The sequence below is a fragment of the Pseudonocardia broussonetiae genome, assembly GCF_013155125.1.
In the GTDB taxonomy this organism is placed as follows: Bacteria; Actinomycetota; Actinomycetes; order Mycobacteriales; family Pseudonocardiaceae; genus Pseudonocardia; species Pseudonocardia broussonetiae.
Map to the genome: position 1 here is coordinate 3,632,689 of NZ_CP053564.1, position 25,745 is coordinate 3,658,433.

Consider the following 25,745-nt stretch of genomic DNA (forward strand, 5'->3'; position numbering starts at 1 on the left):
ACCCTCCGAGAGGAACCGATCGAAGATGACCAGCTTCGACCCGAAGACCACGGCGATCGTCGCGGTGCACTTCCAGAACGACGTCGTCGGCCCGGACGGCGCGTTCGCCGGGTTCTTCCGCGCCGAGGTCGAGCGCACCGGCGTGCTCGCGACCGCCGCGCGCCTGCTCGACGCCGCCCGGGCCGCCGGTGCCGCCGTCGTCCACACGCGGGTGGCGTTCCGTCCCGGGTCCGCCGACCTGGACGCGAACTCCCCGCTGCTCGGGATGGTGGCGCAGACCGGGTGCCTGGCCGAGGGCAGCCCCGGCGCCGCCGTCACCGACGAGCTGGCCCCGCGCGACGGCGACCGCGTCGTCACCCACCACCGCGTCGGCGGGTTCCAGGGCAGCGAGCTCGACGCCGTCCTGCGCGCCGCGGGCGTCGACACCGTCGTGTTCTGCGGCGTCGCGACCAACGCCTCGGTCGAGGGCACCGCCCGCGTCGCGTCGGACCTGGGCTACCGCACCGTCGTCGTCTCCGACGCGTGCTCGGCCGGGTCACCGGAGGCGCACGAGGCGTCGCTGGCCTCGCTCGGCCTGCTCGCCGAGGTCGTCAGCACCGACGAGCTGCTCGCCGGTCTGACGGCCGGGGCCGGGGTGGGCGCGTGAGCGCGGCCGTCGTCCCGCGGACGGACGTCCCGGTCTGGGTGGCGCTGGGCGCGGTCGAGCACCGCGTCCACTACGTCGACGTCGCGCCCTGGCGCACCCGGGTCCTGGAGGCCGGCGAGGGCGAGCCGCTGGTCCTCATGCCGGGCACGGGCGGGCACCTGGAGGCATACGCCCACAACGTCGCTGCGCTGGCCGGCCGCTTCCGCGTGATCGCCTACGACTACCCGGGCCACGGCTACACCACCCACGCGACGGCCGACCTGGAGCTCGACACCTACGTGGAGCACCTCGCCGGGCTGCTCGACGCGCTCGGCGTCGAACGGGCCCACCTCAACGGGGAGTCCCTCGGCGGCTGGGTCGCGGTCAAGTTCGCCGCCGCACACCCGGGACGCGTGGGGAGGCTCGTGCTCAACACCCCCGGCGGCACGATGGCGAGCCCCGAGGTGATGGACCGCATCCGCGGGCTGTCCCAGGCCGCCGCCGACGACCCGTCCGAGGAGCGGATCCGGGCGCGCCTGGAGTGGCTGATGGCCGATCCGGCCACCGTCACCGACGAGCTCGTGGCGATCCGGCGCGCGATCTACTCCCGCCCCGGGTTCGCGGAGTCGATGCGCCACATCCTGTGCCTGCAGGACCCCGACGTGCGGCGGCGCAACATGGTCACCGACGCCGACCTGGCCGCCGTGCCCGGTCCGGCGCTCGTCATCTGGACCAGCGACGACCCGTCCGGCCCGGCCGGGGCGGGCCTGGAGATGGCCGAGAAGATCCGCGGCGGCCGGTTCGAGCTGATCACCGACGCGGGGCACTGGCCGCAGTGGGAGCAGCGCGAGCGGTTCAACGAGGTGGCGCTGGCGTTCCTGACGGGGGAGGGGACGCCGTGAGCGGGCCCGACGCCGGCGGGCCCGACGCCGACGGGTACGACGCCGACGTCCTCGTCGTGGGCACCGGCCCCACCGGCGGGGCCGCGGCGCTCGCCCTGGCCACCTACGGCGTCCGCGTGCACGCGGTGACCCGCTGGAACTGGCTGGCCAACACCCCGCGCGCGCACATCACCAACCAGCGCACGGTCGAGGTGCTGCGCGACCTGGGCGTCGAGGCCGAGGCCACGAAGCACGCCACGCCGTGGGAGCAGATGGGCGACACGCTGTTCGCCACCAGCCTCGCCGGCCCCGAGATCGCGCGGTTGCGCACGTGGGGGACCGGGCCCGACCGCGCCACCGACTACCTCACCGGCAGCCCCTGCCCGATGCTCGACATCCCGCAGCCGCACCTGGAGCCGGTGCTGGTGGGCGCCGCGGCGGCGCGCGGCGCGACGTTCGCCTTCACCACCGAGTACCTCGGCCACACCCAGGACGACAGCGGCGTCACGGTCGCGCTGCGCGACCTCACGACGTCGCGGGAGTACACCCTGCGCGCCCGCTACATGATCGGCGCCGACGGCGCGCGCTCGCAGGTCGTCGAGGAGCTCGGGCTGCCGATGGAGGGCGAGCTGGCCCGCGCGGCCACCGCCTACGTGCTGTTCCGCGCCGACCTGAGCCGCTACGTCGAGCACCGCCCGTCGATCCTGCACTGGCTGATGACCCCGAGCGCGGCGTTCGGCGAGATCGGCATGGGCCTGCTGCGGGCGATCCGGCCGTGGCACACCTGGATCGCCGGCTGGGGCTACGCCCTCGACGGCCCCGGACCCGACTTCGACCCGGAGTCCGTGACGGCGCGCATCCGCGGCTACGTCGGCGACCCGGACCTGGAGATCGAGATCGAGTCCTGCTCCAGCTGGTACGTCAACCAGGCGCACGCCACCCGGTACTCCTCGGGCCGGGTGTTCTGCGGCGGCGACGCGGTGCACCGCCACCCGCCCTCGAGCGGGCTGGGGTCCAACACCTCGATCCAGGACGCGTTCAACCTCGCCTGGAAGCTCGCGTTCGTCGTCCACGGCCACGCCGGGCCGGAGCTGCTGGAGACCTACTCCGACGAGCGGGTGCCCGTGGGGGCGCAGGTCGTCGCGCGGGCCAACCGGTCGCGCGTCGACTACGCCCCGCTCAACGAGTGCTTCCGCACGACGGGGGAGGCCGACCCGGTCGCCGCGGGACTCGCGAAGCTGCGCGACCCCGGCCCGGACGGCGTCGCCGTGCGCGAGGCCCTCACCGCGGCGCTGGAGCTGAAGAACCATGAGTTCAACGCCCAGGGCGTCGAGCTCAACCAGCGCTACGCCTCCACCGCGGTCGTGCCCGACGGGGACGCGGGGGAGGAGGTGTTCGCCCGCGACCGCGAGCTGCACCTGCAGGCCACGACCCGGCCCGGGGCCAAGCTGCCGCACGCGTGGCTGGTCGACGGGGCCGGGCGGCGCACGTCGACCCTCGACGTCACCGGCAAGGGGCGGATGTCGCTGGTCACCGGGCTGTCGGGCGGCTCGTGGGTGCGCGCGGCGGCGAAGCTCGACCTGCCGTTCCTGCGCACCGTCGTCATCGGGGCGCCGGGCGCCGAGGACGCCTACCGCGACTGGGCGCGGCTGCGCGAGGTGCACGAGGCCGGGGCGCTGCTGGTCCGGCCCGACGGCTACGTCGCCTGGCGCCACGGCGACGCGGTGCGGGACGACGACGACGCCCTGGCCCGGCTGCGGTCGGCGCTGAGCGCGGCGCTGTCGGCCGACTACTGACCGACGTGGGGCGCGCGTCACCCGGCGGGGGTGTCGAACTGATGTTCGATCTGCCGTAGGGTCGGGTCTCCGGTGGCCGGACGCCGGGGAAGGGCGCCCGGCCGCCGGGCCGATGCCGTCCACGGGAAGGCCCTGCCGTGTCCTCTGCCGAACTGACCCCGGCGCAGCGCCGCGCGGCCTACGTGCGCGCGAACAGTGCGGCGATCGCCGAGACCGCGCAGATGCTCCGCATCTCCGCCCAGCACGACGCGCGCACCGACCCGTTCCGCGGCGACCTGGGCAAGGCGCAGGCCTCGCTGCTCGACGCCGTCGGCCGCCAGGTCGCCTCGCTGCCGCGGGAGATCGTGACCGAGGCGCTGGCCGTGGTCACCGCGGTCGACCGGCTGATCGGCGTGCACCGCTCCACCGACGCCTGAGCGTCCTACGGGAAGACCGCCCGGACGTCCTCGGGGTCCGGCCCGTCCGGCCCGATCAGCACGACCGCCTCGTCGAAGCCGGCCTCGGCGTAGCGGTGCAGGACCTCGCCCGTGGGGCCCGGGTCGGCCGCCACCGGCACGGCGCACACGACCGCCCGCCGGCCCCCCGCCGCCCGGTACCGCGCGTGCGCGGCGACGATCTCGTCGGGCGTGGTGCGGTAGGCCGAGGCCAGCCAGCCGTCGAACTCGCGGGCGGCCCGCTCGACCTTCGCGCCCCACGAGCCGAGCAGCACCGGCGGAGGGCCGGTGGGCGGCGCGGGGGCCAGGACCGCGTGCTCGTCGCGGCCCTCGGTGAGCAGGACCCGCAGCCGGGCCACGCTCTCGTCGAAGGTGCGGAAGCGGGCGGGGTAGGGGCGGTCGAGCGCGGCGTAGTCGTCCCGCGTCGAGCCGGGGCTGACGCCCAGCGACAGCCGGTCGCCGCACACGGCCATCAGCGAGAGGACGCGGTGGGCGAGGTCGGCGGGGTGGTGCAGCGGCACCTGCACCGTGGCCGTCCCCAGCGCCACGCCCCCGGTCGCGGCGGCCGCCGCCGCGAGCGTGACGAACGGGTCCGGCACCAGCGGGCCGCGCCCGATGATCTGCGGGGTCCACAGGCTCTCGAACCCCGCACCCGCCAGGCGCCGCGCCCACTCCGCGACCGGGTGGGGCGGGGCGTCGGACAGGTGGGCGAGCGTCGCACCCAGGCGCATCAGGCCTGCCGGCCCTCGGCGAACCGGGCGTACCAGCGCAGGGCGTCGGGGTCGTCGACGGAGGCGAGGTTGGCCGCCTTCTCCAGCGGCCGGCCGCTGAGCAGCTTCTTGATCGGCACCTCGAGGCGCTTGCCCGACAGGGTGTGCGGCACGGCGGGCGCCTCGACGATCTCGTCGGGGACGTGCCGCGGCGTCAGGCGCGTGCGCAGCGTCGAGACGATCTTCTGCTTCAGTGCGTCGTCGAGCACCTGGCCCGGCGCCGGCACGACGAACAGCCCGAGCCAGTAGCCGTCGTCGGGGAGGTCGACGCCGACGACGAGGGTCTCGCTGATCTCCGGCAGGGTCTCCAGCACGTCGTAGAAGTCGCTGCTGCCCAGCCGCACGCCCTGGCGGTTGAGCGTGGAGTCCGAGCGGCCGTGCACCGAGACGCTGCCGTCGGCGTGCATCGTCACCCAGTCGCCGTGGCGCCAGACGCCGGGCCAGGTGTCGAAGTAGGACTCGGTGTAGCGGGCGTCGTCGGGGTCGTTCCACAGGTGGATCGGCATCGACGGCATCGGCTGCGTGATCACGAGGTCGCCCACCGACTCGACGACCGGGTTCCCGTCCTCGTCCCACGCCGCGCAGTCGACGCCCGCGAGCCGCCCGCCGATCCGGCCCGGCCGCACCGGCGTGTACTCGTTGGCGCCGACGAACGCGCCGGAGACGTCGGTGCCGCCGCTCGTGGAGTCGATGCGCACGTCCGCGCCGATGTTCTCCATGACCCAGTGGTAGCCCGCCTCGGGCAGCGCCGAGCCGCTGACCATGACGTGCCGCAGCCGGCTCAGGTCGTGCTCCTGCGCCGGGCGGACGCCGGTGCCCGCCGTCGCCGTGATCACCGCGGCGCCGATCAGCACGACCTGCGCCCCGGTGCGCGCCGCGACCTCCCACACCGCGCCGGCCGGGTAGCCCGGGCTGCCCTCGTACAGGACGATCCCCGCGCCCTGCATGAGCACGTTCACCTGCATGTTCCACAGCGCCCAGCCGGTGGAGGTGAACGCGAACAGCCGCTCGCCCGGGCGCATCCCGGCGTAGAGGCCCGACCACTTCAGGCCCTCCAGCGTGATGCCGCCGTGCCCGTGCACCAGGCCCTTGGGCAGGCCGGTGGTGCCGGAGGTGAACAGCACCCACAGCGGGTGGGAGAACTCGACCTGCTCGAACTCGAGCGGGGCCTCGGTCGCCACCACCTCGTCCCACGGCGTCGCGCCCTCGGGGTGGGGCCGGTCGAACACGCAGGCGACGTGGACGATGTGGCGCAGCGTCGGGAGGTTCTCGCGCAGGTGCGCCACGACGTCGGCGCGGTCGACCTCCTTGCCGTTCCAGTGGTAGCCGTCGGTCGCGATCAGGACGGTGGGCTCGAGCTGGGCGAGGCGGCCGGTGGTGCCCTCGGCGCCGAAGTCGGGGGAGCAGCACGCCCACACCGCGCCGACCGCGGCGGCGGCGAGCGCGCCGATCACGGCGTGCTCGGTGTTGGGGAGGTAGGCGCCGACGCGGTCACCGGGGCGCACGCCCGCGCGTCGCAGCCAGCCGGCGACGCCCGCGACCGAGCGGCGCAGCTCGTCGAAGGTGATCTCGCGCGCGGGCCGGCCGCCCTCCTGGACGCACACCAGCGCGACGGCGTCGCCGGCCCCGCGGCGCAGCGCCTGCTCGGCCCAGTTCAGCGTCGCCCCGGTGAACCAACGGGTGCGCGGCATCGGGTCGTCGGTGCGGACCTCGGTCCACGGCGCGGAGGGCTCCACCCCGTAGTAGTCGACCAGGGAGACCCAGAACCGGCCGACGTCCTCGACCGACCAGGCCCAGAGGGCGTCGTGGTCGGGGAAGGCGCGCCCCTCGCGCTCCTGCAGCCAGTCGAGGTACCCGCGCAGCGCCGAGCCCTCGATGCGGGCCTGCGTCGGACTCCAGATCGTGTCGGTCATGCGCGTCGCCTTCGCCGTGCGGTCGCCGGCGACGGTGGCCGCCGGACGGGATCTCCTGCCGGTCAACCTAGAGGGGGGACGCGACGGGGACCACCGTGTCGACGACGACCGGCTCGTACCCGACACGATCTTCCTCGTGACCCAGGTCACGCGGCCCGTTAAGGTCATCCCCAACCGTGCGTGTCGGGCCGACACGTGCGCACACGTGCCGGTTCGAGGTCTGCGCCGGCCCGTCGTCCACAGTGTCCGGCAAGGAGGCCGTATCCCGTGAAGCTCGCTCTCTACCTGCCCAACTTCCGTGACAAGGTGACGGTGAAGGAGTTGGAGGACCTCACCGAGCTGGCTGAGGAGCTGGACTTCGACTCGGTGTGGACGCTGGACCGGATCGTGGTGCCGGAGTCCTCGGACCGTCAGGAGCTGCAGTACTCGTTCGGGATGATGGAGGGTCTGCCCAAGGCGCTGCCGGTCTCCGCGCGGGGGGAGTGGTTCCAGGGGATGCCGTTGATCCCGTGGTTGGCGGCGAAGACGTCGAAGGTGCGGATCGGGATGAGCATCATCGATACGCCGTACCGGTCGCCGGGGGTGTTGGCGGCGGAGTTGGCCACGATCGACCACCTGTCCAACGGGCGGTTGAACGTGGGTGTGGGGTCGGGGTGGATGCCGGAGGAGTTCGCGGCGGCGAGTGCGGCGCACATCTTCCCGAAGCGGCACAAGCACGTGCGGGAGACGATCGAGATCATGCAGGGGATCTGGGGTAACGAGCTGTTCGAGTACCACGGGGAGTTCGCGGATTTCGAGTCGTGTGGTTTCGGGGCGAAGCCGGTGCAGCAGCCGGGTCCGCCGATCTACTTCTCGGGGTTGAAGGATCCGAAGCGGTCGGCGGCGCGGATCGCGAAGTACGGGTTGTCGGGGTGGATCGGGATCCAGGACTCGCCGGAGGACATCCGGAACTGGCGGGGGTCGATCCAGCGGGAGCTCGATGAGTTGGACACGCCGCGGTCGGTGGATGATCTGGACATCTGTTCGATGTTGTGGACGGTGATCACGGATGTGGATGTGGACCAGTCGCCGGCGGGGAAGGTGACGAACTTGATGGTGGGGTCGGAGGGGCAGATCACCGACCGGTTGAAGTCGTACAAGGAGGCGGGGTTGACGATGCCGTTGATCTGGCCGCCGTTCGCGGACGTGCCGGTGTCGAAGACGCTCGACGACCTGAAGCGGATCAAGAACGACATCATGCCGAAGGTGGAGGCCTCCTGAGCCCCGCCCCGCAGCACTGATCGCCCCGAGCACCGCCGTCGCTGGACGGCGGTGCTCGGTCGTTCTCGACGGTTCCCGCGCGCCGTTGGGGTTCCCGCGCACCGAACAGGTTCCCGCGCGGCCCCGGGAGCGCGCGGGAGCGGGAAACGCGCGCGGCAACCGGGAACGTGCGCGGGAGTCGTCCGCGGCGTGCGTCGCGGTGACTGCGGAGCTGCCGTTGGGGATGTGCTCGACGCGGCAGGGCTCGAGCTGCCCCCGTTCGGCCAGAGGCCCTCGTCGCCGCGGGGTCGCCGGCGCCGCCGCTTCCCGCGCGCCGTTGGGGTTCCCGCGCACCGAACAGGTTCCCGCGCGGCCCCGGGAGCGCGCGGGAGCGGGAAACGCGCGCGGCAGCCGGGAACGTGCGCGGGAGTCGTCTGCGGCGTGCGTGGGGGCGGTGGCTGCGGAGCCGCCGCTGCAGGTGTGCTGACGCGGGGCTCGAGGTTCCCCCCCGTTCGGTCCAGCCGCCCCCGCCGCCGCGGGGTCCTCGGTCGGTGTCGCCGCGCGCCGAACCGGTTCCCGCGCACCGAACCGGTTCCCGCGCGGCCCCGAAAGCGCGCGGGAGCGGGAAACGCGCGCGGGACTCGGAACGTGCGCGGCAGCTGGGAACGTGCGCGGGAGGCGGGACGTGCGCGGGAGGCGGGAACGTGCGCGGGAGGCGGGAAAGCGCGCGGGAGGCGGGAACGCGCGCGGGAGGCGGGAACGCGCGCGGGAGGCGGGAACGCGCGCGGGAGGCGGGAACGCGCGCGGGAGGGGCGGGAGGCGGGTCAGATCGCGCTGAAGTCCCCGTGCCGCCCCCGACCCCCGACGAACCGGCCGGCTCCCGACGCCCCCTCCGCGTAGTGCGCCTCGACGCCGTTGGCCCACTCCCGGCGCAGGGCCTCGCGGACGGGGAGGCCGTAGCTCTCGATCGCGGAGCGGCGGTCGGCGCGCACGGCCTCCTGCGGGAACCGGGCGATGTCGCGGGCCATCGCCTCGGCGGCGGTCCGGGCGCCGCCGGGCTCGACGACCTGCTCGCACAGCCCGATGCGCAGCGACTCCTCGGCGGGCACCTGGCGGCCGGTCAGGATGATCTCCATCGCCCGGCCCTGGCCGACGAGGCGGGGGAGGCGGACGGAGCCGCCGTCGAGCAGCGGGATGCCCCAGCGGCGGCAGTACACGCCGAAGTAGGCGTCGGCGGCCATCACGCGGACGTCGCACCACAGCGCGAGCTCCATGCCCCCGGCCACGGCCGGGCCCTCGACGGCGGCGATCACCGGCTTGGACAGCTCCAGGCGCGTCGGCCCGAGCGGCCCGCGCGGGGCGGGGTTCGCGCCCATCGGGAAGTTCAGCTCGGCGACGAACTCGTCGTGGAACCGGTCGCGGTCGTCCAGCGTGCTCGCGTACTTGAGGTCCCAGCCCGCGCAGAACGCGCCGCCCTCGCCCCAGAGCACCGCCACGGACGCGGTCGGGTCGCGGTCGAACTCCAGCATCGCCTCGACGAGGGCGTCGGCGCTGTCGGGGTCCATCGCGTTGCGCGCCTCGTCGTAGCGGCTGTGCACGACGGTCCAGACGTCGCCGTCCTTCTCGGTCCTGATCACGGGTTCCTCCTGGGACGACGGGCGACGGGGCCGGCCTCGGTAACGCACCGGCTTCCGTGAATCCTGATTCACGATTCGGGTACGGTCAAGCCATGCCCCGCACCTCGACCGCACGCCGCCGCGACGAGGCGCGCGAGCGGATCCTCGAGGCCGCCGTCGAGGTGATCCGCTCGGGCGGCTTCCGCGGCGCCCAGATGTCGCTCATCGCGCTGCGCGCGGGGGTCGGCGTCGGCTCGCTCTACACGCACTTCCCGTCCCAGGCCGACCTGTTCGCGGAGATCTACCAGCGGGTCGTCCGGCGTGAGCTCGGCGTCATGCGGGAGGCCGTCGCGGCCGACGGGGGGCCGGCGCTGGCGCGCCTCGCCGTGGCCGTGCGCGGCTTCTGCGAGCGCTCCCTGCAGGCCGGGCCGCTGGCGTACGCGCTCATGTTCGAGCCGTCGGGGCCGGCCGTCGAGGCGCTGCGGATCCAGCTGAGGGAGGCGTTCCGGGAGGTGCTGGCCGACCTCGTCGCGCTCGCCGTGACCGAGAATGCGGTGCCGGCGCACGACGTCGCCGTCTCGTCCGCCGCGGTCGTCGGCGTCATGACCGAGACCCTCGTGCGGCCGCTCTCGCCCGCCGGGACACCCCCCGCCGACGGCTTCGCCGACCGCGTCGCCGCGATGGCCCTGGGGGTCGTCACCGCCCGGCTGCCCTAACACATCAGGAATGCGTGATCGGCTCATGCCGAGTCACGTACTGGCGCTATGGGAAGTCGCTGCCTAGCGTGGTCTGCGTCACGACGGCCCGCAGGACCGCCGACCCGCGAGCGGGACGCGCACCCGGGACCGCGCCGGCCCGTCGGGCCGCCCGTGCGCACGCCGTCCGGCGCTGCCGGACCCGACGAGAAGAGACGACGATGTCCGAATCCGCCGCCCCGCCGCGCCCGGCGGCCCGCCGGGTCGCCCTCGCGGGCCTCATCGGGACGACGATCGAGTGGTACGACTTCTTCATCTACGGCACGGCCGCCGCACTGGTGTTCGGGCCGCAGTTCTTCCCCGGCGCCTCCCCGGTCGCCGGCACCCTCGCGGCCCTGTCCACGTTCGCCATCGGGTTCGTCGCCCGGCCGGTCGGCGGCGCGCTGATGGGGCACTGGGGCGACCGGATCGGCCGCCGCAGCATGCTGGTGCTGTCGCTGCTGGTCATGGGCGTGGGCACGCTGCTGATCGGGCTGCTGCCCACCTACGCCACGATCGGCGTCGCCGCGCCGATCCTGCTCGTGGTGCTCCGCTTCGCCCAGGGCCTGGGCGTCGGCGGCGAGTGGGGCGGAGCCACGCTGCTCGCGCTGGAGCACGCCCCGCCGTCGCGGCGCACGCTCTACAGCTCGCTGCCCCAGGTCGGGCTGCCGCTCGGCGTCGTCCTGGCCAGCCTGGTCTTCCTGGTCCTGCGCCTCTCGGTCGACGAGGCGGCGTTCGCGGCCTGGGGCTGGCGGATCCCGTTCCTGCTCAGTGCACTGCTGGTGGTCTTCGGGCTCGTGCTGCGGCTGCGGCTCGACGAGAGCCCGGAGTTCGAGCGGGCGCGGGCGCAGCAGGAGGTCCGCCGGTCCCCGCTGCGTGACGTGCTGCGCGCGCCGCGGAGGTTGATGCCCGCGTCGGGCGTCAACATCCTGGCGTCCGGGCTCGGCAACGTGCTGCTCGTCTTCACCCTGTCCTACGTCGCGGCGCGGGGCCTGGTCGGCGCGTCGACGATGCTCGCGATCACCACCGTCACCGCGCTCGTCTGGGCGGCGGCCATCCCGGTCGGCGCGCTGCTGGCGCAGCGGTTCGGGCGGCGCGCGGTGATCACCGCGTCGCTCGTCGTGCTGACGCTGTGGGCGTTCCCCTACTTCTGGCTGGTCGACGGCGGCGGCACCGCGGGCGTGCTCGTGGCCTGCCTGGTCGCCGGGGCCGGCATCGGGATGACGTCCGGGCCGTACGGCGCCTTCATCGCCGAGGCCTTCCCGACAGCCGTCCGCTACAGCGGCGCCTCGGTGTCGTACGCGATCGGCAGCGTCCTGGGCGGGGCCATCGCCCCGATCGTCGCGACGCTGCTCGTCGCCGCGACCGGGTCGGCCACCGCGCTGTCGGCCTACCTCGTCCTGCTCGGGCTGGTGAGCCTGGCGGCCGCGCGGGCGCTGCGCAGCCCGCACACCGTCGAGCACTCCACCGCCGCACCCGCCCCGGCCGTCGCCGAGACGGCCTGACCGTCCCCGGACCCCGCCCGACTGAGAGGTCACCATGCCCACCACGGCACTCCCGGACCTGCACGACCCCGCCTTCCTCGTCGGCGACCGGCACGAGGCCTACCGCCTCCTGCGCGACACCGCGCCGGCGATCCCGCTGGGGGACGGCGGCGCCCCCTGGGTGGTGTCGCGGTACGTCGACGTGCAGGCCGTCCTGCGCGACACGACCAGCCGGATGCACCCCGCCGGCGTCGACGCCCCCGCCTGGATGGGCTCCGGCCCGGCCGCGCGCCGGCTGCGGGCCAACATGGTGCAGACCGACCGCCCGGTGCACACCCGGCTGCGCGGCGTCGTCGGGCCGCTGTTCACGGCCCGCCCGGCCGAGCGGATGCGGGCCGCGGCGGCCGCGGAGGTCGAGGTGGAGCTCGACGCGGTGGCCGCCCGCGGAGGCGTGTTCGACGCCGTCACCGACCTCGCCGCCCGCGTGCCGAAGGGCGTCCTGCGCCTGCTGGTCGGGATGCCCGACGAGGACTGGGCGGACCTGCTGCGGGTGCAGACCGACTTCCTGATGATCTTCTCGCCGTTCCCGCTGCCCGACGAGCAGCGGGCCCGCCTCGACGAGGTCGCGCAGTTCTACCTCGACTACTTCGACGGGCTGCTCGGCCGCACCGCCGAGCCCACCGAGCTCGTGCGGCGCCTGCTCGACGCGGAGGAGGCGGGCGACCTATCCCGTGACGAGGTGCTGTCGCTGATGCACACGGTGCTCGACGCCGGCTTCGAGACGACGCGGACCTCGATCTCGAACGCGATCGAGCTGTTCACGGCCGAGCCGGGGCTGTTCGACCGGGTGCGCGCGGACACCGCGCTCGTGCCGGGCGTGGTGGAGGAGACGCTGCGCCTGCGCGCCCCGGTGCAGACGATCCCGCGGATCCTCACCGCCGACCACACCGCGTCCGACGGCACGGTGGTGCCGTCCGGGGCCACCGTCCTGTGCGCGGCCGGGGCGGCGAACCTCGACGAGAGCGTGTTCCCCGATCCCGCCGTCGCCGACCCGGCCCGGCCCAACGCCGGCCGGCACACCTCCTTCGGCGGCGGTCTGCACCACTGCCTGGGCGCGCCGCTCGCCCGGGTCCAGCTGCAGGAGGCGGTGCTCGGCCTGGTCCGCCGGTTCTCCGCGATCGAGGCCGCGGGGGAGTCCGCCCGGTACCCGTCGCTGATGTTCCCCTCGCTGCGCACGCTGCCCGTCCGCGTGCGCGCGTGACCTGCGGCGGGCCGGCCCCGGCCGCGGGGTCAGCCCGCCGCGGCGCGCTCGCGGCCCCGCGCCCGCAGGGCGTCCAGGGCGGCCTGCTGCAGCGGCGAGAAGTACTTCGTCGGCCGGTGGTAGAGCCCGATGCCCTCGACGAGGTGCGCGTCGCGGATCGGCACGCCGCGCAGCCGCCCGGGCGGGTCGTTCGCGATGATGTAGGAGGGCAGCAGGCACGCCCACCCGTTCTCGACGGCCGCCTGCTTGATCGCCTCGGCGTGCCCGAGCCGGATGATGACGTCGAGCTCGGGGGCGCCGATCCGCTGCAGCTGCGCGCGCAGCATCCGGTCGAAGGCGACGTCCTGCGGGGCGGCGACGAGCGGCATCGCGGCGATCTCGGCGAGGCTCACGCTCTCGCCCACGGCCGGCCCGTTCGGCCCGACGCCGAGCACGATCGGCTCCTCCCACAGCCGGGTCGAGGTCAGCGTCTCCGGGGTGGGGGTGTCCAGCAGCGTCGTCACGGCGAAGTCGGCGCTGCCGACCTCGGCCGCCCGGATGGCCACCGCGGGCTCGCCGACGTGCACCGTGATCCGGGCGCCCGCGCGGTCGGCCCGCAGCGCCGTCAGCACGGGCGGGAGCAGGTAGGTGCCGACGGCCATGCTCGCGTGCACGACGAGCGAGCCCGCCTGGCCCGCCGCCAGCTGGTCGACGTCGCGCTGCACCTGCGCGCAGCCGGCGAGCACCTCCTTGGCCCAGACGTACACGCGCTCGCCCGCCTCGGTGAGCGCGAGGGTGTTGCCGCTGCGCGCGAACAGCACCGCGCCCAGCGACTTCTCCAGCGCGCGCAGCTGCGCCGACACCGCGGGCTGCACGACGAGCAGCCGCTCGGCCGCCCGCGTCACCCCGCCCTCGTCGACCACCAGGCAGAAGATCTCGAGGCGACGCAACGGCGCGCGCAGGTCCATAGCGCGGAGGTTATCAGTCCATCCGGAACTCGGCATTGGCGTTATGGGTCGGCCCTGCCTAGCGTCGGACGGACACGACGGGGCGGACGTCCGTCCACCCGTCCGGGGAGTTCGGAGGAGGAGCGATGACCACGATCGACGTCGATGTCGAGGCGCAGCTCGGCGGCACGAGCGCGGAAGGGGTCCGCCTGGTCGACGCCAGCGGCGCGGTCCGCAACGGGGTGGTGCCCTGGGCCCCGGTCAAGATCGAGGGGGAGCGGATCGACGCCGAGATCGAGCGGCTGTCGCAGGGACCGACCCCGCCGGACGGCCGCCGGGTCGCGCTGCTGGTGCACCCCGAGGCCACCGGCCCGGGGCTGGGGCTGGCCCCGGGCGTGCAGGTCGCGGTGGAGGTGCTCCTGCCGGGCGAGGCGACGGCGCCGGTGCGCCAGAACGCGAGCCTGGTACAGATCGGCCTCCGCGGGGAGGGCGTCGTCGACGTCGCCGGGGTCGCGCACGTGCAGCGCCGCTGGGACGTCGCCACGGTGCCGGCGATGCGGCCCTACGTGTTCCGCAACGAGTCGTCGCAGCCGTGGGTGCGGCTGAGCTACTCGAACTCGCCGCTGCTCGCCGCGCTCGGCGTGCACTACGTGGAGCGCCTGGCGTCGGTCGTGCCGCCGGAGCGGGAGGTCGTCGACGGCGGGGACTACGTGCGGGAGAAGTCGCCGGACGTCCCGATCGGCACGGAGGGGGCGCGGCTGCGCGGCTACGAGCACCTCGTCGACATCGAGGTGGTCGACAACCCGCCGCTGCTGTGGCCGTGGAGCGAGGTCGAGCAGCACCTGTCGTCACGGCCCGGCGACGGCAAGCGGCCGATCATGGCCTACTACAACCCGGCCACCGGACGGCGCTCCGGCGCCACGCAGAGCTTCTTCGTCACCGCGATGACCGTGCCGCCGGGCAGCCCGCGCAAGGAGGCGGGGCCCGGCCACCGGCACACGTCCGTGGCGATCAACTACCACTTCCGCGGCCGCGGCTCGAGCGTCGTCGACGGCCGGGAGATCAGCTGGAAGGCCGGCGACCTGCTGCTGTCCGCACCGGGCTGGTCCGAGCACGCCCACTTCTGGGGCGACGAGGGCTTCGGCGCCTTCACCGTGCAGGACCACCCGCTGCAGATCGCGATGGAGTCGCTGGTGTGGCAGGAGGAGCTCGACGGGCCCGTGCTCGCCCTGGGCTCCGAGGCCGGCCAGACCGGCTACCTGGGCCCGCGCCAGTCCGGAACCTGACGCCCACCCCTCCTCCATGACGTGCGGTGGGGGTGGGGGAGTCAGGGCGTCAGCAGGACCTTCGTGGCGCGGCGCTCGTCCATCGCCCGGTAGGCCTCGGCGGCGTCGTCGAGGGGGAGGGTGAGGTCGAAGACGTCGCCGGGGTGGATCTCGCCGGCGAGGATCAGCTCGACCAGCTCGGGCAGGAACCGCCGCACGGGGGCGGGGCCGCCGTGCAGGTGCACGCCGGAGAAGAACAGCTCCATGCCGTCGAGGGAGACGTCGTGGGTCACGCCGACGTAGCCGACGTGCCCACCGGGCCGGGTCGAGCGGATCGCCTGCATCATCGACTCCTGCGTGCCGACGGCCTCGACGACGCTGTGCGCTCCGAGCCCGCCCGTCAGCTCCTTGATGGCCGCGACGCCCTCGGCCCCGCGCTCGGTGACCACGTCGGTGGCGCCGAAGCGGCGGGCCAGGGCCTGGCGGTCGGCGTGGCGGCTCATCGCGATGACCCGCTCCGCGCCCAGGCGGCGGGCGGCGAGCACGGCGAGCAGCCCGACGGCGCCGTCGCCGACCACGGCGACGGTCCTGCCGGGGCCCGCCTCGGCGGCGACGGCGGCGAACCAGCCGGTGCCCAGGACGTCGGACGCGGCGAGCAGGTGCGGCACCTGCTCGGGCGTCGGGGCGGTGGGGGTGGCGACGAGCGTGCCGTCGGCCAGCGGGATGCGGGCGTACTCGGCCTGGGTGCCGATCGAGCCCATCGGCACGGCGTGCACGCAGCGGCTCTGGTAGCCGGCGCGGCAGATCTCGCAGGTGTCGTCGGAGGCGAAGAACGACCCGACGACGAAGTCGCCGACGGCGACGTTCCGCACGTCGGCGCCGATCTCCTCGACGACGCCGACGTACTCGTGGCCCATCGGCGTCGGCCCCGCCAGCTCCTCGACGCCGCGGTAGGGCCACAGGTCCGACCCGCAGACGCAGGCGGCGGTGACGCGGATGACCGCGTCGGTGGGCTCGACGACGGTCGGGCGCTCGCGCTGCTCGACCCGGACGTCGCCGGGGGCGTGCATGACGACTCCACGCATGGTGGTGGTCTCCTTCTCGGTCAGTGGTGATGTGCTCAGGCGACGAGCTGGGGCTCGGCGCGCCCGGGGACGGGACGGTGGATGCGGGCCGCCGCGACGGCGGCCAGGACGGTGGAGACGACGGTGACCAGGCCCAGCGGCAGCACCGCGGCCGCGCCGGCGATCCCGACCAGCGGGGCCGACACCGCGCCGAAGGCGAACCGGGCGGTGCCGAGCAGGGAGGACGCCGTGCCCGCCGTGCGCGGGTGGTCGGCGAGGGCGAGCGTGGTCGTCGGAGGGGTGGTGGCGGCGACCCCGCCGACCATCACCAGCAGCGAGACCACCACCGCGGCCAGCGGCAGCGCGACGAGCCCGGCCGCGAGCAGCCCGAGCGCGCCGGCGCCGCACAGCACCAGGCCGACGGTGAGCGTGCCCGTCGCGCTCCACCGCTCGGTCGCGCGGCCGGCGAGGTGGCCGCAGAGCATGAACCCGGCGGAGTTGAGGCCGAACGCGAGCGCGTACTGCTGCGGCGTGAGGCCGTAGACGCCCTGCAGCACGTAGGTCGCGCCGCTGAGGTAGGCGAACAGGGCGGCGTGGACGAACCCCTGCACGAGGACGGCGCCGGTGAACACGCGGTCGGCCAGCAGCGCGCGGACGTCGCGGCCGGTCTGCGCGGACCCGCCGGTGGTGCGCAGGTGCGGCGGCAGGGTCTCGCGGTGCACCAGCGCGACGGCCAGCAGGACCAGCCCCCCGAGCGCGGCGAGGAACACGAACAGGCCGCGCCAGTCGGTGAACCGGGCGAGCTGCCCACCCAGCACCGGCCCGACGACGGCCGCGAGCCCGCCGAGCACCGTCAGGCGTGCGTAGTAGCGGATCAGCGCGCCGCCGGAGTAGAGGTCGCGGCCCGCGGCCTGGGCGATGACGATGCCCACCCCGCCCGCGACGCCCTGCACCAGCCGCGCCGCGACGAGCGCCTCGACCGTCGGGCTCGCGGCGCACAGCAGCGACGTCACCACGTAGGCGACGACGCCGACGCGCAGCGGCACCGACCGCCCGTACCGGTCCGACAGCGGGCCCGCGACGAGCTGGCCCAGCGCGAGGCCGAGCAGGCACGCGGTGATCGTCAGCTGGGCCGTGGAGGTGGCGGCGCCGAGCTCGGCGGTCAGCGCGGGGAGCACCGGCAGGTAGAGGTCCATCGAGACCGGGCCGAACACGGTGAGCAGGAGCAGCAGCGCCGGCAGGAGGCGGGAGGAGCGGTTCACGCGACCCAGTCAAGGCCCCGGGCGGGCGGGGTGGGAGTCCCTGCCGAAGGGTGTACCCGCAGAGCGCCCCAGCTCAGCGGCACCGCGCCTAGGCTCGGGACATGCGCAACCGGGACGAGGTCCGCGAGTTCCTGATGTCGCGCCGGGCCAAGGTGTCCCCGGCCGACGTCGGGATCCCCGCCGGGGGCAACCGGCGCGTGCGCGGGCTGCGGCGCGCGGAGGTCGCGGTGCTGGCGGGGGTCAGCGTCGAGTACTACGCGAAGCTCGAGCGCGGCGCGATCGCCGGCGCGTCGGCGTCGGTGCTCGACGCGGTCTCGCGGGCCCTGCGCCTGGACGACACCGAGCGCGCGCACCTGCTCGACCTCGCCCGCGCCGCCGACGGCATCCCCACCTCGGGCCGCGCCCGCCGCCGCGCGAGCCGCCCGGGCGCGGCGCGGCCGAGCCTGGCCTGGGCGCTGGACGCGATCACCGACGGCGTCGCGTTCGTCCGCAACCCGCAGCAGGACCTGCTCGCCACCAACGCGCTGGGCCGGCGCTTCTACTCACCGGTGATCGGCGACGGCGGCCGCACGCCCAACCTCGCGCGCTTCCAGTTCCTCGACCCCGCCTCCCGCGCGTTCTACCCGGACTGGGAGGCGTTCGCGGAGATGTGCGTCGCGATCATGCGGGCCGAGGCCGGGCGCGACCCGCACGACCGCGGCCTGCAGGACCTCGTCGGCGAGCTGTCGATGCAGAGCCCGGTGTTCCGCACGCTGTGGGGCGCCCACGACGTGCGCACCCACGGCACGGGGACCAAGCGCTTCGCCCACCCCGAGGTGGGGGAGCTCGTGCTCGCCTACGAGGAGCTGGCGATCACCGCGGAGCCCGGGCTGGTCCTTCTGGTCTACACCGCCGAACCCGGCTCGGCCTCCGCCGAGCGCCTCAGGCTGCTGGCCTCGCTGGCAGCCGAGCACAGCCCGGCAGCGCTGCACCACCCCTGACGCACCCCCTAGCGCTGCTCCTCTTCCTCCTCGTACTCCTCGTCGTCCTCCGACTCCTCTTCCTCTTCGTAGCCCTCGTCGTCCTCGGAGTCCTCCTCTTCGGACTCCTCCTCTTCGGACTCCTCGTCTTCGGACTCCTCGTCCTCGGACTCGTCGGCGTCCTCCTCGTCGGACTCCTCGTCCTCCTCGGACTCGTCCGACTCCTCGCCCTCTTCCTCGCCCTCCACCTCGGCCTCGTCGCTGACGAACTCCTCCACCTGCCAGGCCACGACGATCGCGTCGAGCACCTCGGTCTCGTCCTCGTCCTCCCCGTCCCCGGCCTCCACGACCTCGCGCAGCTGGCCGAGCAGGCTCGCCAGGACGTCGGCCGGGACGTGCTCGGCGAACAGGACGATGGTCTCGCCGATGAGGTCCTCGGCGTCGTCGCCGTCGAACAGCGCCTGCGCCTTGCGCAGCAGCTTCTCCGGCGACATCGAGGAGCTCAGCGAGTCGAGCACCGGCTGCAGCAGCAGGGCCGCCTGGGCGAGCTCCGCGTCGTCGACCTCCCCGTCGGCCGCCGCCACCGCCACGAACAGCAGCGCGATGCGGCGCTCGAAGGCGACCTCGCCCATCGCGTCGACGAGCTCGCCGTAGGCGTCCTCGTCCATCTCGGCCAGGAACGTGCCGACCTCGGTGAGCACCGACTCCTCGTCGCCCCAGCCGGCCTCCTCGTCGACGACCTCGACCTGGCGGATGATCCAGGAGTCGCCGTCGTTCTGCCGGGGGTCCATGAGGTAGCCGTAGGGCATGTAGCAGTAGCCCTGGTCGCCCCACTCCGCTCCCCAGGAGTTGCGGACGATGAAGACCTCGTCGGCGTCGGAGTAGCCGACGCACAGCATCGCGTGGCCGCCGTGGCGCTCCAGCTGAGACTCCTGCTGCGTCGGCATCGGCACCAGCCCGGGCCGGCGCTGCTTGTAGAACGAGTCGTAGAGGGAGATGCCGAAGATGATCGGGTAGCCCTCGGCCAGCGCGCCGCGCCACTCGTCGAGGTCGGTGGGCACCAGCTGGACGTCCTCGACGAGGAACGACTCGGCCTCGGTGTAGGCGTCCGCGTGGGGCTCGTCGTTCACGGTGTCGAGCTCGAAGGGCCACGAGTCCTCGGCGCAGGCCCCGTGCTGGCGCAGGCCCTCGATGACGTCGACGAGCACCGCGCCCTCGTCGGCGATCTCGCCGCCCGACTGCGTCCGCGCGTTGTAGTAGATGAACATGCGGCTGACGTCGTAGGCGTCGTCGCCCAGGTGCCGCTTCATCAGGTACTCGTACGCGCCCGCGGTGGCGTTGGCCGTGCAGGTGTTGGTCTGGCCCTGGTCCTCGACCGTGGTCATCCACTCGCGCAGGTCGACCTTGGGCGGGAGCCCCCCGCTCGGGCGCCCGGCGCTGAAGCGCTTGGCGTCCGCAGGCGGCTCCTGGTACTGGTACCCGCTCAGGACCCGCAGGGTCCCCTCCGCGCTCTCCAGCACGAACTGCGCGATCGACATCGGTGGGGCCTGCTCTCGTCCGGGCCGGGCGGTGGTGCCGCGGCCAGCCACAGGAAGAGACGCCGCGACGGGACGACGGTTGGCGACCGAACGGAGCAACGTCCCGGCCGTCCACTGCGGCGGCGAATCTCTTCGGAAGAATGTGGGCGCGGGTGTCGAGAACGGTCCGGCTGCCCCGTCCCCGGGGTGGATGCGGCCGACGGGGTCGCACCGCAGAGAGGGAGACCACCATGAGGTACCTGCTCCTCAAGCACTACCGCGGCGCGCCCGAGGCCGTCAACGACGTGCCGATGGACCGGTGGACGCCGGCCGAGGTCGAGGACCACGTGCGGTACATGGACGAGTTCGCCGCGCGCCTGGAGACCACGGGGGAGTTCGTCGACAGCCAGGCGCTCTCGCCCGAGGGCGCGTGGGTCCGGCACGACGGGGAGGGGCGCCCGCCGGTCACCGACGGGCCGTTCGCGGAGACGAAGGACCTGATCGCGGGCTGGATGATCATCGACGTCGAGAGCCACGACCGGGCGCTGGAGCTCGCGGGGGAGCTGTCGGCGGCGCCCGGGGCCGGCGGGAAGCCGATCCACGAGTGGCTGGAGCTGCGCCCGTTCCTCACCGCACCGCCGACGGTCACCGAGTGACCGGGCCCGGCCGGGTCGTCGACGGGCGGCTGCTGCGGGAGGTGGCGCCCGGCGTCATCGGGATCCTCGTGCGCCGCGGCGCCGACTTCGCGACGGCCGAGGACGCCGTGCAGGAGGCGCTCGTCCAGGCCGCGCTGACCTGGCCGGAGCGCCCGCCCGAGGACCCGAAGGGCTGGCTGGTCACGGTCGCGTGGCGCAAGCTCCTCGACGCCCGCCGGTCCGAGGCCGCGCGGCGCGACCGGGAGGACCGGGTGGCGGTCGAGCCGCCGCCCGGCCCGGCCGCGGCGGTGGACGACACGCTCGCGCTGTTCTTCCTGTGCGCGCACCCGTCGCTGCCCCCGGCGTCGGCGGTGGCGCTCACGCTGCGCGCCGTCGGCGGCCTCACGACCCGGCAGATCGCGCAGGCCTACCTCGTGCCGGAGGCGACGATGGCCCAGCGCATCAGCCGGGCCAAGCGGACGGTGCGCGACGTGCGGTTCGACGCGCCGGGCGACCTCGCGACCGTGCTCCGGGTGCTCTACCTGGTGTTCAACGAGGGCTACACCGGCGACGTCGACCTCGCGGAGGAGGCGCTCCGGCTGGTCCGGCAGGTGGCCGGGCGCACCGACGACGAGGAGACCGCGGGCCTGCTCGCGCTGGTGCTGCTGCACCACGCGCGGCGGCCGGCGCGCACGCGGGCGGACGGCAGCCTGGTCCCGCTGGCCGAGCAGGACCGCTCGCTGTGGGACACCGCGCTGATCACCGAGGGCGTCGCCGTCCTGCAGGCGGCGCTGGCCCGCGACCGGCTCGGCGAGTTCCAGGCGCAGGCCGCGATCGCCGCCCTGCACGCCGACGCCCCGCGCGCCGAGGAGACCGACTGGCCGCAGATCGTCGGCTGGTACGACGAGCTGCTGCGGATCACCGGCAGCCCGGTCGTGCGGCTCAACCGGGCCGTCGCCGTGGGGGAGGCCGACGGGCCGGCGGCCGGGCTCGCGGCGCTGGCCGACGTCGACCCCGGCCTGCCCCGCCGCACCGCGGCCGCGGCGTACCTGCACGAGCGGGCGGGGGACCGGGCGGAGGCGGCGCGGCTCTACGCCGAGGCGGCGCGCCGCGCCCCGAACCTCGCCGAGCGCCACCACCTCGCGAAGCAGGCGGCGCGGATCGGGCAGGCGCTGCGCGGCTGAGGCGTCAGGGCCGCAGGGCGTGCAGCACCATCGACTGGACCGTGCGGATGACGTCCTCGAGGCTGCCCGCCTCGGGGTCCCACCACTCGACGGTCCAGTTGAGCGCGCCCAGCACCGTCATCCGCCCGATCGACGGGTGGACGTCGGCGCGCAGCTGCCCGGCCGCGGCGAGGTCGGCCACCAGCTCGCGCCAGATGTCGTTGTAGGCGGCGATCTCGGTGAGGGCCCGCGCGCTGAGCTGGGGCGGGAGCTGGTTGGTGTTGCGGACGACGGCGCGCGTGTAGTCGGAGATCTCCAGCTCGTGGCGCAGGTGCGCGTCGACGGCGGCGGCGATCCGGTCGGCGGGCGGCGTGCCCGGCGGCAGTGCGGCGAGCGCCTGCTCCAGGTGCTCGCGCATCGCCGACGCGCCGGCGAACATGACGGCCTCGATCAGGTCCTCGCGCGAGGGGTAGTAGTAGTAGATCGCCGGTGCCTGCACGTGCGCCTGCTCGGCGATGTCGGAGAGCCGCGTGCCCGCGAACCCGCGCCGGGCCAGCACCTTCGCCGTGGCGTCGAGCAGTCGGGCGCGGGTGCGGGCCGACTTGGTCTCCGCCGCGTCGGGCTCGACCGGGTCTGCGGGCAGCTTGCGGGGCACGCGGTCAGCCTAGGGTCAGCGCGCGGGCCGGTGCCGCCCGGCGATGTCGCGGCCGATGATCTCCTTCATGATCTCGGTGGTGCCGCCGTAGATCGTCTGGATGCGGCCGTCGGCGAACGCCCGGGCCACCGGGTACTCCAGCATGTAGCCGTAGCCGCCGTGCAGCTGCACGCAGCGGTCGGTGACGCGCTTCTGCAGCTCGGTGAGGTACCACTTGCCCTTGGCCGCCTCGACGGGCGTCAGCTCGCCGGCGTTGAAGGCGAGGACGCAGCGGTCGACGTAGGCCTCGGCGACGTCGAGCTCGGTCTCCATCTCGGCCAGCACGAACCGGGAGTTCTGGAAGTCGCCGACGGCCGTGCCGAACGCGGTGCGTTCGAAGCAGTAGCGGGCCGTCAGCTCGTAGACGGCGCGGGCCGCGGTGTAGGCCGACGCCACGAGCCCGAGCCGCTCCTGGGGCAGGTGGCTCATGAGGTGCTGCATGCCCCGGCCCTCGACGCCGAGGAGGTTCTCGGCCGGGACCACCGCGCGGTCGAAGTACAGCTCGCCGGTGTCCTGGCCGTGCAGGCCGACCTTGGAGAGCTTCCGCCCGCGGGTGAACCCGGGGGTGTCGCGCTCGACGACGAGCAGGCTGAACCCGCGCGAGCCCGCCTCCGGGTCGGTCCGGACCGCGACGATCACGAGGTCGGCCGTGGTGGCGCTGCTGATGAACGTCTTCGCGCCCGACAGGACCCAGTTCCCGTCGCCGTCGCGGTGGGCGTGCGTCGTGATGCCCTGCAGGTCGCTGCCGGTGCCCGGCTCGGTCATCGCGAGCGCCCCGAGCAGCTCGCCCCGCGCGAAGGGCTCCAGCCAGCGCTCCTTCTGCTCGTCGGTGGTGAGGTCGAGCAGGTAGGCGAGCACGAGGTCGTCCTGCAGGCCCAGGGTCATGCCGAAGGCGGTGGCGCCGACGCGGGCGACCTCCTCGTTGACGACCATCCGGTAGCGGTAGTCCGTCTCGCCCGCGCCGCCGTGCTCCTCGGGCACCGCCAGCGCGTACACGCCCTGTTCGGCGGCCGTCCGGAACACCGAGGTGTCGATCAGCCGCTCCTCGTCCCACCGCAGGAAGTGCGGCTCGACCTCGCGGGCGAGGAAGGCGCGGACCGTGGCGCGGTACTGCTCGTGGTCCTCGGTGTAGAGCGTGCGCTGCATGGGGGCGCCTCTCGGGGTCAGACGGCAGCGGGGAGCGGGTGGTGCGTCGTGATCTGCTCGACGACCAGCTTCGCGGTCTCCGCGCACGCCGTCGTGCCGCCGTTGGCGTACTCCTTGACGCCGTCGCCGACGTTCCAGAGGTTCGCGATCGGCGTGGTGTGGGGGAGGTCGTGGCCGGCCACGGCGCGCTGGGGCGGCCAGCCGTCGCGCATGACGGCGACCGAGAGCTCGCGGGCGTCGTCGAAGCCGGGGACGTGCTCGCGCAGGTCGGCGCGCAGGAGCGCGATCTCGGCGGCCTCGTCGAAGTCGCCGACGGCGGGCTTCGGGACCGAGGCCCCGACGTAGAGGTTCCAGCCGGGCGGCGCCATCTCCGGGCAGGTGTCGGTGAAGTTCGCGACGTAGCAGAGGCGCCTGGTCGTGGAGAACAGCAGCATGCCGGGGACGTCGACGAGGCGGTCGCGGCTGGCGAAGTTCAGCGCCAGCATCGAGCACGGCCGGTCCTTGCGCCGCACCTGCTCGCGGTAGTCCTCGGGCAGGTGCTCCGCGCCGACGAGCCCGACGGTGGCGGCGGGGCCGGTGTCGCTCACGGCCACCCCGCAGGTGACCTCGACGCGCTCGCCGCCGCGCAGCACGGTCGCTCCGGTGACCCGCCCGCCGTCGACGTGCAGCGCCTCGACCGTGCTGGAGAGCCAGACCTCCCCGCCCCGCGCGGTGATCGTGGCCGCGAGGGACTCCCAGACGCCGATCGTGCCGTCGGGGCAGAACCCGAAGCGCTTGAACGCCGACTTGCGGGTGAAGTAGGTGAGGAACACCCGCGCGGGCAGCTCCTCGGACCCGACGGCGAACACCGACGCGCACATGTTGCGGAACACGCCCTGCACGGCCGCGTTCTTCGAGTAGCGCCCGACCCACTCGGCCGTCGACAGCTCCTCGCCGGGCAGCGCGTCGTCGTCCTTGCGGGCGGCGCCGATGCCGCTGACGAGCTTGGCGCCCTGGCGGGTGAGCGTCGAGAGCAGCAGGCCCCAGCCGCCGCGGGTGACGTCGAGGTCCTTGCCGCCGACGCGGTAGAGCACCGGCACCGCGGGCGTGCGGACGTCGAACTCCGCCCCGACCTCGGCGAACGTCTCCTCGGTGATCCCGCCGACCTCGATGACGATGGCGCCGTCGTTGACCCTGAAGCCGTCGATGTCGGTGGTGGAGGCGCGGCCGCCGACCTTGGGCAGCCGCTCGACGACCAGCGTGCGGTACCCGGCGTGGGCGAGGCGGGCCGCGGCGAACAGGCCGCCCGCCCCGGCGCCGACGACCAGCGCGTCGAACGTGGTGCCGTCGGTCATCGTCAGCTCCTTTTTCGAACGTTGATTAAGCGAGTGTGGCACACGCGACGCCGGGCGTCACCGGCCGAGGAAGCGGGCCGGGCGGCGCTCGACGAACGCGGCGCGCCCCTCGGCGTAGTCGTGGGTGGCGGCGTGGCCCTGCTGCAGGCCGGCCTCCAGCTCCAGGTGGTCGGCCAGCGAGCGCTGCGTTGCGGCCGCCAGCGCGCGCTTCGTCGAGGCGATGGCGACGGTGGGCGCCGCCGCGAGCCGCGCGGCCAGCTCGCGCGCGACGGCGGGGAGATCGGCGACCGGGTGCACGGCGTTGACCAGGCCCCAGTCCCGCGCGCGCTCGGCGGGCAGCCGGTCGCCGAGCATGCAGAGCTCCGCGGCCCGCGCGAGGCCGACCCGCTCGGCCAGGAACGCGGTGGCCCCGCCGTCGGGCATCACGCCGATCCGGACGAAGGCGAGCAGCAGGTAGGCGTCGTCGGCGGCGAGGACGAGGTCGCACGCCAGCGCCAGCGAGACCCCGATGCCCGCGCACGCGCCCTGGACCGCGGCGACGCACGGCTTCGGCGCGGCCCGCAGCGCCAGGACCAGCGGGTTGTACATCTCGCGCAGCCGCGACGACAGGTCGGGGCTGCCGTCGGGCATGAGGTCCCGGGCGTTCTTGACGTCGGCGCCCGCGCAGAAGGCGCGCCCGGCGCCGGTGACCAGCACGGCCCGCACGGCGTCGTCGGCCGACGCCCGGCGCACGGCGTGCAGCAGCTCGCGCCCCATTCCCGGGGTCCAGGCGTTGAGCGCCTCGGGCCGGTGGAGCTCGATGTGCGCGACCCCCGCGTCGTGGTGGTAGCGGATGTCGTCGTAGGCCATCCTTCTAACGTAGCTTCGAAAAGGGTGCGACGCGAGCGGGTCGCGCTCGGGTGGCTCGGACAGCGCTCCCGCCCGGGTGGCCTCCCGCCCCGGCGGCTCGCAGCCCCTCCCGCTCGGGTGCTCGCACACAGGCTGCGGTGCTCGCACACAGGGCCGAACCCGTGTGCGGCCCCGGAAG

The 25,745-nt window shown here is 74.5% G+C and carries 23 protein-coding genes; 12 read left to right on the forward strand and 11 right to left on the reverse strand.

Translation table 11 applies throughout. The features are described from left to right. The first annotated feature begins 25 nt into the window (after window positions 1-25). The 4 genes from HOP40_RS17915 to HOP40_RS17930 all read left to right on the forward strand — a co-directional run bounded on the left by HOP40_RS17915 (window position 26) and on the right by HOP40_RS17930 (window position 3,718). Entirely contained in the window at window positions 26-646 is a 621-nt protein-coding gene (locus tag HOP40_RS17915) for a cysteine hydrolase family protein (RefSeq protein WP_172160078.1), read from the forward strand. After that, the gene (locus tag HOP40_RS17920) at window positions 643-1,527 is read left to right on the forward strand and encodes an alpha/beta fold hydrolase (RefSeq protein WP_205346798.1); all 885 of its coding nucleotides are present in this window, start codon (window positions 643-645) and stop codon (window positions 1,525-1,527) included. Before HOP40_RS17915 ends, HOP40_RS17920 begins: the two co-directional genes overlap by 4 nt. Next, window positions 1,524-3,302 (forward strand): FAD-dependent monooxygenase, encoded by a 1,779-nt coding sequence (locus tag HOP40_RS17925; RefSeq protein ID WP_172160080.1) that lies wholly within the window; start codon window positions 1,524-1,526, stop codon window positions 3,300-3,302. Before HOP40_RS17920 ends, HOP40_RS17925 begins: the two co-directional genes overlap by 4 nt. A 137-nt stretch (window positions 3,303-3,439) precedes the next feature. Continuing rightward, complete coding sequence (locus HOP40_RS17930) at window positions 3,440-3,718, forward strand: hypothetical protein (protein WP_172160082.1); 279 nt, start codon at window positions 3,440-3,442, stop codon at window positions 3,716-3,718. Window positions 3,719-3,723: 5 nt separating this feature from the next. Here HOP40_RS17930 and HOP40_RS17935 read toward each other — a convergent pair whose 3' ends face one another. Together HOP40_RS17935 and HOP40_RS17940 are read right to left on the reverse strand one after the other, a co-directional pair. Beyond that, complete coding sequence (locus HOP40_RS17935) at window positions 3,724-4,467, reverse strand: LLM class flavin-dependent oxidoreductase (protein WP_172160084.1); 744 nt, start codon at window positions 4,465-4,467, stop codon at window positions 3,724-3,726. Then, on the reverse strand, window positions 4,467-6,419 hold the full coding sequence (locus tag HOP40_RS17940) for an acetoacetate--CoA ligase (protein ID WP_172160086.1): 1,953 nt from the start codon (window positions 6,417-6,419) through the stop codon (window positions 4,467-4,469). Before HOP40_RS17940 ends, HOP40_RS17935 begins: the two co-directional genes overlap by 1 nt. A gap of 267 nt (window positions 6,420-6,686) precedes the next feature. Between HOP40_RS17940 and HOP40_RS17945 the strand changes: the two genes are divergently transcribed. After that, on the forward strand, window positions 6,687-7,679 hold the full coding sequence (locus tag HOP40_RS17945; protein WP_172160088.1) for an LLM class flavin-dependent oxidoreductase: 993 nt from the start codon (window positions 6,687-6,689) through the stop codon (window positions 7,677-7,679). 803 nt (window positions 7,680-8,482) lie between these two features. Here the strand turns inward: HOP40_RS17945 and HOP40_RS17950 are convergent. After that, entirely contained in the window at window positions 8,483-9,295 is an 813-nt protein-coding gene (locus HOP40_RS17950; protein ID WP_172160090.1) for a crotonase/enoyl-CoA hydratase family protein, read from the reverse strand. A gap of 92 nt (window positions 9,296-9,387) precedes the next feature. Between HOP40_RS17950 and HOP40_RS17955 the strand changes: the two genes are divergently transcribed. From HOP40_RS17955 to HOP40_RS17965, 3 genes are all read left to right on the forward strand, one after another. Then, a complete protein-coding gene (locus HOP40_RS17955) occupies window positions 9,388-9,990 on the forward strand; it encodes a TetR/AcrR family transcriptional regulator (protein WP_172160092.1) in 603 nt (200 codons plus the stop codon). A 200-nt stretch (window positions 9,991-10,190) separates the two neighbouring features. After that, window positions 10,191-11,513: an MFS transporter gene (locus tag HOP40_RS17960; protein WP_172160094.1), complete on the forward strand. Its 1,323-nt coding sequence runs from the start codon at window positions 10,191-10,193 to the stop codon at window positions 11,511-11,513. Window positions 11,514-11,547: 34 nt separating this feature from the next. After that, window positions 11,548-12,753, forward strand: a complete 1,206-nt coding sequence (locus HOP40_RS17965; protein WP_172160096.1) for a cytochrome P450 — start codon at window positions 11,548-11,550, stop codon at window positions 12,751-12,753. 29 nt (window positions 12,754-12,782) lie between these two features. On the opposite strand, the gene HOP40_RS17970 is transcribed toward HOP40_RS17965, so the two are convergent. After that, complete coding sequence (locus tag HOP40_RS17970) at window positions 12,783-13,700, reverse strand: LysR family transcriptional regulator (protein ID WP_172160098.1); 918 nt, start codon at window positions 13,698-13,700, stop codon at window positions 12,783-12,785. A gap of 125 nt (window positions 13,701-13,825) precedes the next feature. Between HOP40_RS17970 and HOP40_RS17975 the strand changes: the two genes are divergently transcribed. Continuing rightward, window positions 13,826-14,965, forward strand: a complete 1,140-nt coding sequence (locus HOP40_RS17975) for a cupin domain-containing protein (protein ID WP_205346799.1) — start codon at window positions 13,826-13,828, stop codon at window positions 14,963-14,965. Between the two features lie 41 nt (window positions 14,966-15,006). Here HOP40_RS17975 and HOP40_RS17980 read toward each other — a convergent pair whose 3' ends face one another. Together HOP40_RS17980 and HOP40_RS17985 are read right to left on the reverse strand one after the other, a co-directional pair. Continuing rightward, window positions 15,007-16,029 (reverse strand): zinc-dependent alcohol dehydrogenase family protein, encoded by a 1,023-nt coding sequence (locus tag HOP40_RS17980; protein WP_172160100.1) that lies wholly within the window; start codon window positions 16,027-16,029, stop codon window positions 15,007-15,009. Between the two features lie 35 nt (window positions 16,030-16,064). Continuing rightward, on the reverse strand, window positions 16,065-17,270 hold the full coding sequence (locus HOP40_RS17985) for a multidrug effflux MFS transporter (RefSeq protein ID WP_205346800.1): 1,206 nt from the start codon (window positions 17,268-17,270) through the stop codon (window positions 16,065-16,067). Window positions 17,271-17,371: 101 nt separating this feature from the next. On the opposite strand from HOP40_RS17985, the gene HOP40_RS17990 reads away from it, so the two are divergent. Then, complete coding sequence (locus HOP40_RS17990; RefSeq protein ID WP_172160102.1) at window positions 17,372-18,250, forward strand: helix-turn-helix transcriptional regulator; 879 nt, start codon at window positions 17,372-17,374, stop codon at window positions 18,248-18,250. Window positions 18,251-18,258: 8 nt separating this feature from the next. Here HOP40_RS17990 and HOP40_RS17995 read toward each other — a convergent pair whose 3' ends face one another. Continuing rightward, window positions 18,259-19,767, reverse strand: a complete 1,509-nt coding sequence (locus tag HOP40_RS17995) for a C1 family peptidase (RefSeq protein ID WP_172160104.1) — start codon at window positions 19,765-19,767, stop codon at window positions 18,259-18,261. A gap of 230 nt (window positions 19,768-19,997) precedes the next feature. Here HOP40_RS17995 and HOP40_RS18000 point away from each other — a divergent pair, with 230 nt between their 5' ends. Further along, window positions 19,998-20,402, forward strand: coding sequence for a YciI family protein (locus HOP40_RS18000; RefSeq protein ID WP_172160106.1), 405 nt, complete (start codon window positions 19,998-20,000; stop codon window positions 20,400-20,402). Continuing rightward, the gene (locus tag HOP40_RS18005) at window positions 20,399-21,565 is read left to right on the forward strand and encodes an RNA polymerase sigma factor (protein ID WP_205346801.1); all 1,167 of its coding nucleotides are present in this window, start codon (window positions 20,399-20,401) and stop codon (window positions 21,563-21,565) included. The genes HOP40_RS18000 and HOP40_RS18005 overlap by 4 nt, the downstream gene beginning before the upstream one ends. Before the next feature lie 4 nt (window positions 21,566-21,569). On the opposite strand, the gene HOP40_RS18010 is transcribed toward HOP40_RS18005, so the two are convergent. From HOP40_RS18010 to HOP40_RS18025, 4 genes are read right to left on the reverse strand one after another with little or no spacing between them, the layout of a single operon-like run. Continuing rightward, the gene (locus HOP40_RS18010; RefSeq protein WP_172160110.1) at window positions 21,570-22,199 is read right to left on the reverse strand and encodes a TetR/AcrR family transcriptional regulator; all 630 of its coding nucleotides are present in this window, start codon (window positions 22,197-22,199) and stop codon (window positions 21,570-21,572) included. Between the two features lie 15 nt (window positions 22,200-22,214). After that, window positions 22,215-23,384, reverse strand: coding sequence for an acyl-CoA dehydrogenase family protein (locus tag HOP40_RS18015; protein WP_172160112.1), 1,170 nt, complete (start codon window positions 23,382-23,384; stop codon window positions 22,215-22,217). 17 nt (window positions 23,385-23,401) lie between these two features. Continuing rightward, window positions 23,402-24,718 (reverse strand): phytoene desaturase family protein, encoded by a 1,317-nt coding sequence (locus HOP40_RS18020; RefSeq protein WP_172160114.1) that lies wholly within the window; start codon window positions 24,716-24,718, stop codon window positions 23,402-23,404. A gap of 57 nt (window positions 24,719-24,775) precedes the next feature. Next, a complete protein-coding gene (locus tag HOP40_RS18025; RefSeq protein ID WP_172160116.1) occupies window positions 24,776-25,567 on the reverse strand; it encodes an enoyl-CoA hydratase-related protein in 792 nt (263 codons plus the stop codon). Window positions 25,568-25,745 lie beyond the last annotated feature (178 nt).